General features: G+C 66.4%; 10 protein-coding genes and 1 pseudogene. 5 read left to right on the top strand and 6 right to left on the bottom strand.

The features are described from left to right. Nucleotides 1-85 precede the first annotated feature (85 nt). On the bottom strand, nucleotides 86-652 hold the full coding sequence (locus tag GBZ48_RS35275) for an Lrp/AsnC family transcriptional regulator (RefSeq protein WP_174475281.1): 567 nt from the start codon (nucleotides 650-652) through the stop codon (nucleotides 86-88). Nucleotides 653-825: 173 nt separating this feature from the next. Between GBZ48_RS35275 and GBZ48_RS35270 the strand changes: the two genes are divergently transcribed. The 3 genes from GBZ48_RS35270 (at nucleotide 826) to GBZ48_RS35260 (ending at nucleotide 3,343) form a co-directional block, all read left to right on the top strand. Next, entirely contained in the window at nucleotides 826-1,818 is a 993-nt protein-coding gene (locus GBZ48_RS35270; protein ID WP_174475280.1) for a mitochondrial fission ELM1 family protein, read from the top strand. A 157-nt stretch (nucleotides 1,819-1,975) separates the two neighbouring features. Next, on the top strand, nucleotides 1,976-2,632 hold the full coding sequence (locus GBZ48_RS35265) for a 2OG-Fe(II) oxygenase (protein WP_174475279.1): 657 nt from the start codon (nucleotides 1,976-1,978) through the stop codon (nucleotides 2,630-2,632). 78 nt (nucleotides 2,633-2,710) lie between these two features. Next, on the top strand, nucleotides 2,711-3,343 hold the full coding sequence (locus GBZ48_RS35260; RefSeq protein WP_174475278.1) for a 2OG-Fe(II) oxygenase: 633 nt from the start codon (nucleotides 2,711-2,713) through the stop codon (nucleotides 3,341-3,343). Between the two features lie 45 nt (nucleotides 3,344-3,388). Here the strand turns inward: GBZ48_RS35260 and GBZ48_RS35255 are convergent, their stop codons facing one another. Together GBZ48_RS35255 and GBZ48_RS35250 are read right to left on the bottom strand one after the other, a co-directional pair. Next, nucleotides 3,389-3,967: a tyrosine phosphatase family protein gene (locus GBZ48_RS35255; RefSeq protein ID WP_174475277.1), complete on the bottom strand. Its 579-nt coding sequence runs from the start codon at nucleotides 3,965-3,967 to the stop codon at nucleotides 3,389-3,391. A 302-nt stretch (nucleotides 3,968-4,269) separates the two neighbouring features. Beyond that, nucleotides 4,270-4,977: a tRNA-uridine aminocarboxypropyltransferase gene (locus GBZ48_RS35250; protein ID WP_174475276.1), complete on the bottom strand. Its 708-nt coding sequence runs from the start codon at nucleotides 4,975-4,977 to the stop codon at nucleotides 4,270-4,272. 360 nt (nucleotides 4,978-5,337) lie between these two features. Here GBZ48_RS35250 and GBZ48_RS35245 point away from each other — a divergent pair, with 360 nt between their 5' ends. Next, complete coding sequence (locus tag GBZ48_RS35245) at nucleotides 5,338-5,520, top strand: hypothetical protein (protein ID WP_109048109.1); 183 nt, start codon at nucleotides 5,338-5,340, stop codon at nucleotides 5,518-5,520. Here the strand turns inward: GBZ48_RS35245 and GBZ48_RS35240 are convergent. Both GBZ48_RS35240 and GBZ48_RS35235 read right to left on the bottom strand, forming a co-directional pair. Continuing rightward, a complete protein-coding gene (locus tag GBZ48_RS35240) occupies nucleotides 5,514-6,437 on the bottom strand; it encodes an ImuA family protein (RefSeq protein ID WP_174475275.1) in 924 nt (307 codons plus the stop codon). The two genes, GBZ48_RS35245 and GBZ48_RS35240, sit on opposite strands and share 7 nt — an antisense overlap. Before the next feature lie 124 nt (nucleotides 6,438-6,561). Then, nucleotides 6,562-7,014 (bottom strand): SH3 domain-containing protein, encoded by a 453-nt coding sequence (locus tag GBZ48_RS35235; RefSeq protein WP_098738909.1) that lies wholly within the window; start codon nucleotides 7,012-7,014, stop codon nucleotides 6,562-6,564. A gap of 274 nt (nucleotides 7,015-7,288) precedes the next feature. Between GBZ48_RS35235 and GBZ48_RS36875 the strand changes: the two are divergent. Beyond that, nucleotides 7,289-7,756, top strand: a pseudogene (locus GBZ48_RS36875) (EF-hand domain-containing protein); the annotation flags it as partial. Here the strand turns inward: GBZ48_RS36875 and GBZ48_RS36870 are convergent. Next, entirely contained in the window at nucleotides 7,713-7,943 is a 231-nt protein-coding gene (locus GBZ48_RS36870) for a hypothetical protein (protein ID WP_281362527.1), read from the bottom strand. The pseudogene GBZ48_RS36875 and the gene GBZ48_RS36870 sit on opposite strands and share 44 nt — an antisense overlap. Nucleotides 7,944-7,973 lie beyond the last annotated feature (30 nt).

Raw genomic sequence — 7,973 nt, 5'->3', positions numbered from 1 at the left:
GGCGGGGGGAGCGGCGGCGGGCCTGATCCAGGCACTCGCCGCATCTTCCTTGTAGAACGAACAGGGTCGAGCGAGTGGGGCCCGCTCAGCGCCGGGTGGCGCGGGCGGGCGTCTCGGTCTCGTCCTCGGCGTAATCCTCGTCCTCGTCCTCCTCATTCCCTTCCGGGATGTCGGGCGAATCGACGTCGATGGGAACGCCGGGGGTGTGCTTGCTGGTGCGGATCGACAGGGCCGACTTCACATGGGCGACGTTGGGGGCCGCCGTCAGCTTGGTCGTCAGGAAGCGCTGGTAGTCGTCCCAGTCCTCCGCCACGATCTTCAGGACGAAATCATATTCGCCGGCCAGCATGTTGCACTCACGCACGAGCGGCCAGCTGTTGACGAGCTCCTCGAATTTCTTTAGGTCCGCTTCGGCCTGGCTGCTGAGGCCGACCTGGGCGAACACCGTGACGCCGAACCCCAGTGCATCGGGGTTGACGTCGGCGTGGTAGCCACGGATGAATCCCGCCTCTTCCAGCGCGCGAACGCGGCGCAGGCAGGGCGGAGCGGAGATGCCGGCACGTCGGGCAAGCTCCACATTGGTCATCCGGCCGTCGTTCTGCAGATCGCGCAGAATCCGACGGTCAATTCGGTCGAGTTTGACCCGCCGCATGGTTTACTCGGTCGCTCCGGGGATGATTTGGAGAAAGGATATTACACGGGCATGGTGTCTACGCCAAGACGGAAACCCCCGCAAGGGCGAGCAACCCCGATAACGGTCTTTTCGCCGCAGCCCTCCCACCCGGGGGCTTCCCTCCTTTCGAAGCTTCAACGATCCGGGTTCTCATGCAACCTCTGACCAATGCGCCTCTGACCTGCTGGGTTGTGTCGGACGGCAAAGCCGGCATGGAAAACCAGTGCATCGGTCTGGCGGAGTCGCTTGGCCTGACGCCGGTCGTCAAGCGCGTGCACCTGCGCACGCCCTGGCGCCAGCTGACCCCCTACTGGCGCATCGGCAACCGATTCGCCGCCGGCCCCAACGGCGATCCGGTGGAACCGCCCTGGCCCGACTTGCTGATCGGCACCGGGCGGCAATCCATCGCCGTCTCGCTGGCGGTGCGCCAGCAGTCGGGCGGCCGGACCTTCACCGTCCAGATCCAGGATCCGGTGATGAACCCGCGTCACTTCGACCTGATCGTTGTGCCGCGCCACGACAAGCTGCGCGGCGACAATGTGATGGTGACCCGCGGCGCCCTGCACCGGGTAACGCCCACCATCCTGGCCGACGCGGCCGAGCGCTTCGCCCCGCGTCTGGCCCATCTGCCGCACCCGCGCATCGCCGTGCTGATCGGCGGCGACAACGGCGTCTACCGCCTGACGCCCACCATCATGGGCGATGTGGCCGAACGGCTGGCCAACCTGACGCGCAGCCATGGCGCCGGGTTGATGGTTACCCCGTCGCGCCGCACCGGCGCCGACAACGAGGCGATCCTGCGCGCCCGCCTGTCCGGGCTGCCGGCGGAGGTGTGGGACGGCACCGGCGAGAATCCGTACTTCGCCTATCTCGGCCTTTCCGACGCCGTGGTGGTGACCTGCGACAGCGTGTCGATGACGTCGGAGGCCTGCTCCACCGGCAAGCCAGTCTATGTGATCGAGCTGGAAGGCGGGTCGCCCAAGTTCCGCGCCTTCCATGACGGGCTGTACCAGGACGGCATCACGCGGCCTTTCGACGGTTCACTGGACCATTGGGACTATGTGCCGCTGAACGAAACGGAGGTGGTGGCCGGGGAGGTGCGCCGCCGACTATCCGCCCACCGCAGGCGATTCGGCCTGTCGTGACGGGAGAACGGGGTGCTGCGCGACCAATGCGCGCACCCCGCTGGTACGACCAGTTTGCTGCGGAGTTCGGTCGCCGGCCATGCCATAAGCGCTGGCAAACCGGCCGTTTCACCGAACACGGTCCGGGGCCGTCCTTCGATCCGGAACTTCCGCCGCCATGACCACTCCCGACGCCGTTTCCGCCTCTTTCCTGCGTTGCCTGGAAAACAGCCGGCTGTTCGACCAGCCCTACAATCATTGGCTGCTGTCCGAGGCGCTGCCGGAAGAGTCCGCCGACGCCATAGCCGATCTGCCCTGGGGACCGCCCCCGGTGTCCGACACCTATGGCAAGCGCGAAACCAACAACGCGTCGCGCACCTATTTCGGCGAGGAGAACCGCGGCAGGTACGCGGTGTGCGAGACGGTGGCCCAGGCCTTCCAGAGCCGCCCGGTGGTGGACGCGATCCAGAAGACCTGCAACGTCGACCTGACCGGCACCAGCCTGCGCATCGAATATTGCCAGGACACCGACGGCTTCTGGCTGGAGCCGCACACCGACATCGGCGTCAAGAAATACACGATGCTGATCTATCTCTCGAAGGGGCCGAACTGCTCGCACTGGGGCACCGACGTGCTGGACGAGAGCCGGACGGTCGTTGCCCGCGCGCCCTACGCCTTCAACGAGGGGCTGATCTTCATCCCCGGAAGCAACACTTGGCATGGCTTCGAGAAACGTTCGATCGACGGGGTGCGCAAATCGATCATCGTTAACTATGTCGGTCCCGAATGGCGGGCGCGGCAAGAATTGTGCTTCCCCGACAAACCTGTTGCATAAAACTTCCGCCGTGTTTAAGTGACGCCGGTTTTGGGGGGCAAAGCCACCGTCGGCACGCTCTTTGGGAGTCTCGTACCCATGTCCATGCTTGATCTGGACAAGTTCCGCGCTACCCCCCTGCAGCACGATCCCTATGATTTCCTGTGCGTTCCGGGCTTCGTGAAGCGGGAGTATCTGGAAGAGCTGCACCGCGACTATCCCAAGGTGGACAAGCCCGGCTCGATCCCGCTGGGTGTCTTCCCCCAGGGGCCGAGCTTCGACCGGATGATCGCCGAACTGAAGGGGCCGGAGGTCTGCAAGGCCTTCTCCGAAAAGTTCGACCTGGATCTGTCGAAGTACCCGACCATGTTCACGGCGCGCGGCATGTGCCGACCGACCGACGGCAAGATCCACCCGGATTCGGCCAGCAAGGTCATCACCGTGCTGATCTACATGAACCCGCCCTGGGAGGCGACCGGCGGCCGCCTGCGCATCCTGCGCTCCCAGAACCTGGAGGATTACGCCGCCGAGGTCCCGCCGGAGGAAGGCACGCTGATGTGCTTCCGCCGCAGCGACACCTCCTGGCACGGCCATTATCCCTTCGAAGGCCAGCGCCGCGCGATCCAGATGAACTGGGTCAAGGGCGGCGTCTATATCTGGCACGAACAGTGGCGCCACCGCATCGGCGCCTGGGCGAAGGGTGTCTTCGGCGGCCAGCCGGCAGGGTATTGAGGACCGGCTGTTGCAGGGACAGGCTGAGGGGCCGCATCCGTTCCCTCAGTCGATCAGGTCCTCGACCTCGCGGATGCGGCCATTGTCGATCATGAACTGAACCAGCTCCGGGCGCTGCTTGCCGAGCGTGCGGTGGCGCTGGCGCACGGCGGCGATCAGGTCGCCGTTGCGGCCGAGACTGTCGTCGGCGAACTCGATCATGCGCAGGTTGGGCCAGGTTTGGGCCCGGATGGCGACCACCGCTCCCACCGCGTCGGCCGCCGGCAGTTCGGGACGCGCCTGGGCCAGGATCATGGTCAGCGCCGCGGTGGACCGCGATACGCCGGCATGGCAGTGGACCAGCAGGTGGCGGCAGTCCACCGGTTCGGCCAGCAGGTCGCGGCCGAAGGCCAGGATGCGTTCCACATCCGACCGTTCCGGCGCGATCTGACCCGGGGTCGGCTCAATGACATCGTGAAAACGCAGTTCCAGCCGTTCATGTTCGCCATAGTCGCCGAACTCGCTCGGCTCCGTCATGTCGGGGTCGAGGATCGACAACACATGGCTGACCTTGCCGCCGCCGAAATTGCAAAGCTCGCTGAGACCGCAGACCGTCAGGCCGAAAGGCACGAAATCGCTGGCCATCATTCTCTCGTTCGATTGCGGGGGAAGAAAATCGAAAGGATTTGCGGCCAGCATTTGGCACCGGGCGCCGTGGCCCCGTCAACCCGACCGAAGCCGGGCCGAGCAAAGAATCCAGGCCGGTCAAAGAATGTTGAACAGGTAGAGCAGGAGGATGACGGGGATCGGAATGCCGACCAGCCACAGCAGGATGCCTCGCACGTACCCTCTCCTTCTTCCGTTGATGACGGGCGCGGACGTCGTCGGCCCTCTCACCCATCATCAACGGCGCAGCCGCCGGTTGGTTGCGGCCGCACGAACGGGCGTCAGGCCCCCTCATCCCCCTCATCATCGGAAGCAGACGCCGGAGCATCGGCGTCGGTCGGCAGCGCCGGACGCGGGCGGGGGGGGCGCAGCTTCTTCAGCAGCAGCGAGAAGGGCTTCAGTGCCGTGTCCATGATGGTCTGGTCACCCTCCAGCCGCGACAGCAGGAAGGCGCCGGCTTCGAGGGTGGAGACGCTGTCGCGCCGCGGCTCCTTGCGCGCCTGCCCATAGAGCGAGCGGAACTGCGGGTTCAGCACGATGCGGCGGCATTTCAGCAGCCAAGCATTGCGCCACCACAGGGTCTTGGCCTGGCTCCAGGTGCCGTCCAGGACGATGACGCCCTCCAGATCCTCCAGGATCTCCGCACTGTCGCGCAGCGGCTGGCCGTTCCTGTCGACCACCGCCACCTCCGGCCGCGGAGCGCCACCATCCTTCACCGGGCCGAGATACAGCACGCCCCAGCGCTTGGGATCGACCTCGCGCCCCAGGATGCGCTTCAGGCCCGGCCAGCTCAGCCCGACCTTCACCATCGAATTGGCGAATTGCAGATGGGCGATCTGGGCGGTGCCCAGATTTTCCCGCTTCTCCTGCGGATGCTGCAGGATCAGCAGGAAGACGCCGTTGTCGATCGGCTGCACTGCCTCACAAATGCACAGGTGATTAGGCTTTAGGCAGGTCGGGCAGGAATCGGGGGCGGTGGCGCTGTGCATGGGAGGTACGCATTCCTTGAAGGGGATTAGCCGCGAATATGGGTTGGAACGACGCGGAAGGGAACACATCTCACACCGAGGACGGCGCTGCTCACCGAAGAGCGATGGCCGCCACGGCGCGTACGACAGATCCCCTCTCAAGACTCCCTCGTGTCATACCTGTTCATGTGGGTTCAAGTGGCTTCGTATAAACCGTTTGTAGAGACTTAGTCGTGTGTCATGGAACTCGTGTGACGCGCTTAACAGCTGGCCTGGAACTTGCGTAGTTATTATCCAGGCAAACAGGACGACGGGTGGGCCAGGACCGGCCTTAGTCAGGCTGATCCACGGTGCCATCCGGCGCTCAGAAGGAGACCTGCCATGCTGCCCGCCCACCTTGCCGACCGCCTGCTGAAGCAGCGCCGCGATGCCGACAGCGCGGAGTTCGCCCGCCAGCTGCCGCTCTACGCCCCGATGGACGCGGATGACCCGCGCTGGATGACCGAGCCGGACGGGTCGGAGCAGCCCGGCCGCCGCGAGCCCGACTGGGCGACCGACTACTGACCGGCAGTCAGCTTGGCGACGACCGGTTCGCGGTGATCCGACAAACGATTCTGTCGGTTGTCGGACATCGGCTGCCCGGCCGGCCATAGCCCCGACTCGCGTCCTGCGGTCTGCCGAAGGCCGCTTCGATCCTCTTTCCCCACGTCGTGCCAGCGCTGTCCGTCCCAGGCGAGGGTCCAGTTGCCTGGGCGCCCGCCACGGCAGCGCTCCAGCATGACAGACCAACGTGGTATTCCCAGCCCCGGCGGGCCTCCGGCCGGGCGTGGTGCCGCATCCCCCTCCTCATCCAGACTGGGGACGGCATCCAGCCGCCAGCGGGTCACCGCGGCGCTGAGCCCTTCCACCCGCTCGCCCGCCATCCGCCGGTTACGCCCGTCCGATGCGCCGGCGCTCGCGTCCAGCAGGAATCCGGTCACCCCCGACGACTCGGCGGCAAGCTGCAGCCGCCGGCTGGCGGTCAGGTCCAGCCCTTCCAACTCGCCCAGCACTGCCGACAGGGTGGAGCAGCGCAGCGCCTCCTCCATCGCCCAAAGTGCATCGACCGGCCGCACCGCCCGCACCGCGACCAGCCGATCGGGCGTCAGCCCATAGGCCGCCAGCCCCGGGGCATACAGGTCGCGCCCGCGCAGGATCCACAGCGCCGGCCTTTCCGGGGTCGCCAGCCGGGCCAGCAGCGCCGTGGCGAATCCGGTGCCCGCCCCCGGGTTGTCCGCCGCCACCGCATGCAGGCAGCCCAGCGGCAGCCCACCGTCGGGCAGATGGCCATCGACCGAGTTGATGCCGAACGCCAGGGTCCTCCCCTCTTCCCCGCCCGCTCCCTCGATCCGCCGGATGCGTGCGCGCAGGTCGGCCAGCAGTCCGGCACGGTCGTGCGGCGGCGCGTCCGCAGATGGGGAGGGGAACAACGGGACAGGCATGACTCGGCTCCGCTCGACAGGCATATGTTCCTGATATGTTCTATCATGAACGCGTGTCGAGGGGGAGCCTGCGACTCCTGTCTTGTTTTCGGGCTGCCTTTCCTGAAGTCAACCGTCGCTGGGATCAGTTGGCGATTGGCGCCGCGCCGATCTTGCCGCGCGGGGCGGCCTTGATGGTCGGGCCGGCATTGTCGACGGGCTTCGCCAGGGTGGTGGAAGTGCCGCGGGTGCCGCGCGGCGTGTTGCCCTTCAGGCTCAGCAGATGCAGCCGGACATAGGCGGTGGAGCCGCCGACCTTCACCGCAACCCAGTCGCTGTTGCGCACCCGGCCCAGCGTGGTCACCGCCTGACCCGCCCCAAGCGTGGCGATGACGCCCGAGCCGCCCGCCGGCTGGGCATAAGCCGGCGTCGGCTTGTCCACCTGCCACTCCCCATAGATCGGCTCAAGCCCGGTTCCGGTATCGGGCGCGGTCCGAACGGTCGGCGGATTGGGGGTCCGCTGGTACGGCATGCAGCCGGGAACCATCAGCGTGGCCAGGGCCACCATCAAGGGAAGGGTACGCAGACGCCGGATCATCGCTCACCTTGAGATGGAACGGTGCTTTGCAGGAACGGGACGAACGGAAAGGGTAAACGGGTGGGTTGTGGACCTTCGGCGCGACCATACAGGAGGCAGCCCCCTCTTCGCCACCGCAGCGCAGCCGGATTCGCTATGCGCTTTTTGAGGCGCACCTCCCGATTTTGAAGAATTATCTCAAATCCGATCTATTCCGGCGCCGTTCCGCGCAGGAGTCCCAGGCCGCCCCGCGTATCTTGACCATCACGACGGCACCTTACGGGGGCATCCGGCCATGATCTCCTCCCTCGGCAGTTCCAACAGCGCGGCGACGCTTCAGAAATTCTTCTCCAAGGCGGACGCCAACAGCGACTCGTCGCTGTCCAAGGACGAGTTGCTGGGCGCGCTCGGCGGCACCTCAGCCGCCTCCGACAGCGGGAAGCTGTCTTCCGCCGTCGACGGCCTGATGGGCAGCCTGGACAGCGACAGCAACGGTTCGCTCAGCACGACCGAATTCAGTTCCTTCGCCAGCCAGTTCGACTATGGCAGCGGCAGCGCCCTGTTGGCGGCGCAGGAGCAGGCGAGCGCGATGCAGCAGCAGTTCGCCCAGAACCTCTATTCCAGCCTGGACAGCAACAGCAGCGGCGGCATCAGCGCCGACGAGCTGACGTCCGTTCTGACTTCTGCCGGCCAGTCGAGCACCGATGCCGCGTCACTGTTCAGCAGCCTCGACAGCGACGAGGATGGATCGATTTCCCAAGACGAGTTGAGCAGCGCGCTGAAACAGGCCGACGCCAACCGCCCGCCGCCCCCGCCGCGGCCGAGGGGACGTAGCTGGCGGTGTCGCTGCCCGCTCCGCCATCCAGTGTGTCGGCCCCGGCCCCACCGAGCAGCGTGTCGTTGCCGGCTCCACCCGATAGGCTGTCGGCGCCAGCCCCGCCGTCGAGCAGGTTGGCCCCGGCATCGCCCGCCAGCGTGTC

Origin of the sequence: Azospirillum melinis, assembly GCF_013340935.1 — a bacterium.
Classification (GTDB): domain Bacteria; phylum Pseudomonadota; class Alphaproteobacteria; order Azospirillales; family Azospirillaceae; genus Azospirillum; species Azospirillum melinis.
This window is presented reverse-complemented; position numbering and strand designations above follow the sequence as displayed.